Annotated in this window: 1 protein-coding gene; it reads right to left on the bottom strand. The window is 69.9% G+C overall.

Annotated features, from left to right (window positions below; translation table 11 throughout):
- Positions 1–2,188 (bottom strand): phosphoribosylformylglycinamidine synthase (purL, locus tag AC1D15_RS28310; RefSeq protein ID WP_477828632.1); only part of this gene is annotated, 2,188 nt, incomplete at both ends.

Raw genomic sequence — 2,188 nt, 5'->3', positions numbered from 1 at the left:
ATCAGCACCAGCGTCGTGTCGCCGGGCTGCAGCTGCGGCGTCAGCGTGCCGCGCACGTCGGCCAGCGTCGCGAAGGCCGTGACGATCAGCGAGACCGGCGCGGTGACTTGCCTGGCTGCGCCTTCATCGCTCCAGCGCGTGCGCATCGACAGGCTGTCCTTGCCGACCGGCACGCTGATGCCGAGCGCCGGGCACAACTCCATGCCGACGGCCTGCACGGTGTCGTACAGCGCCGCATCCTCGCCCGGCTCGCCGCAGGCGGCCATCCAGTTGCAGCTGAGCTTGATGCGTTCCAGCTCRATCGGYGCSGCCAGCAGGTTGGTGATGGCCTCGGCCACCGCCATGCGGCCGGAGGCCGGGGCATCCAGCGTCGCGAGCGGCGTGCGCTCGCCCATGCTCATCGCCTCGCCGCGGAAGCCGCGGAAATCCGCCAGCGTCACCGCGCAATCGGCCACCGGCACCTGCCACGGCCCGACCATCGGGTCGCGGTGGTTCAGGCCGCCGACGGTGCGGTCGCCGATCGTGATCAGGAAGCGCTTGCTGGCCACGGTCGGGTGGCGCAGCACGTCGAAGGCCACCTTGTCGAGCGACACGTCGGTGAGCTGCAGCGCCGGCAGCRTGCGTTCGACGCGCTTCACGTCGCGGTGCATCTTCGGCGGCTTGCCGAGCAGCACTTCCATCGGCATGTCGATCGGCGTGTCATCCGAACCGGGGTTGTCCAGCACCAGCTGCTTCTCGGCGGTCGTCACGCCGACCACCGCGAACGGGCAGCGCTCGCGCTCGCACATCGCGCGGAAGATCGGCAGCGCGTCAGGCGAGACCGCCATCACGTAGCGCTCCTGGCTCTCGTTGCACCAGATCTCCTTCGGCGCGAGGCCGCTCTCCTCCAGCGGCACCTGGCTCAGGTCGAAGCGCGCGCCCAGGCCGGCACCGTCGACCAGCTCGGGGAAGGCGTTCGAGATCCCGCCGGCGCCGACGTCGTGGATCGCAAGGATCGGGTTCGATTCACCGAGCGCCCAGCAGTGGTTGATGACCTCCTGCGCGCGGCGCTCGATCTCGGGGTTGCCGCGCTGCACCGAATCGAAATCGAGCTCGGCCGCGTTGGCGCCGGCCGCCATCGAGCTGGCCGCGCCGCCCCCCATGCCGATGCGCATGCCGGGGCCGCCCAGCTGGATCAGCAGCGTGCCGGCCGGGAACTGCAGCTTGTGCGTCTGGCTGTCGGAGATGCTGCCGAGGCCGCCGGCGATCATGATCGGCTTGTGATACCCGCGGCGCTGGCCGCCGACCGTCTGCTCGTAGACGCGGAAGTAGCCGGCCAGGTTGGGCCGGCCGAACTCGTTGTTGAACGCGGCGCCGCCGAGCGGGCCGTCGACCATGATCTGCAGCGGGCTCGCGATGTGCTCGGGCTTGCCGTAGGGCGACTGCTCCCACGGCTCGTTGGTGCCGGGCAGGTGCAGGTTCGAGACGCTGAAGCCGGTCAGGCCGGCCTTGGGCTTGGAGCCGCGGCCGGTCGCGCCCTCGTCGCGGATCTCGCCGCCGGCACCGGTGGACGCACCGGGGAACGGCGAGATCGCCGTCGGGTGGTTGTGCGTCTCGACCTTCATCAGCACATGCACCGTCTCCTCGCGCGGGCCGTACAGCGGCGCGTTGGTGTAGCCCTGCGGCAGCCAGCGTTCCGTGGGGCCGCCTTCCATCACCGACGCGTTGTCGCTGTAGGCCACCACCGTGTGCTGCGGCGCAAGCTGGTGGGTGTTGCGGATCATCGCGAACATCGAGCGTTCCTGCTCGATGCCGTCGATCGTGAAGCGGGCGTTGAAGATCTTGTGCCGGCAGTGCTCGCTGTTGGCCTGCGCGAACATCATCAGCTCGACGTCGGTGGGGTTGCGCTTCAGGCCGGTGAAGGCGGCGACCAGGTAGTCGATCTCGTCGTCGCTCAAGGCCAGGCCGAAGTCCTTGTTGGCGACCTCGAGTGCCTTGCGGCCTTGCCCGAGCACGTCGACATGCTCCATCGCGCGGCCGGCCTGTTCGTCGAACAGGTGGGCGGCGTCAGCGCGCTGCAGCAGCACGCTCTCGGTCATGCGGTCGTGCAGCAGCGCGGCCGCCTGTTGCAGCTCACCGGCTTCCAGCGGCTTGGCGGCGCCCAGCAGGCCAGCCAGGCCGGATTTCAGCACCAGGCGGTATTCCGTCA

The organism is Rhizobacter sp. P2_H2, assembly GCF_056403375.1.
Note: the sequence above shows the minus strand (reverse complement) of the source record. Positions and strands in the feature narration are given on the sequence as shown.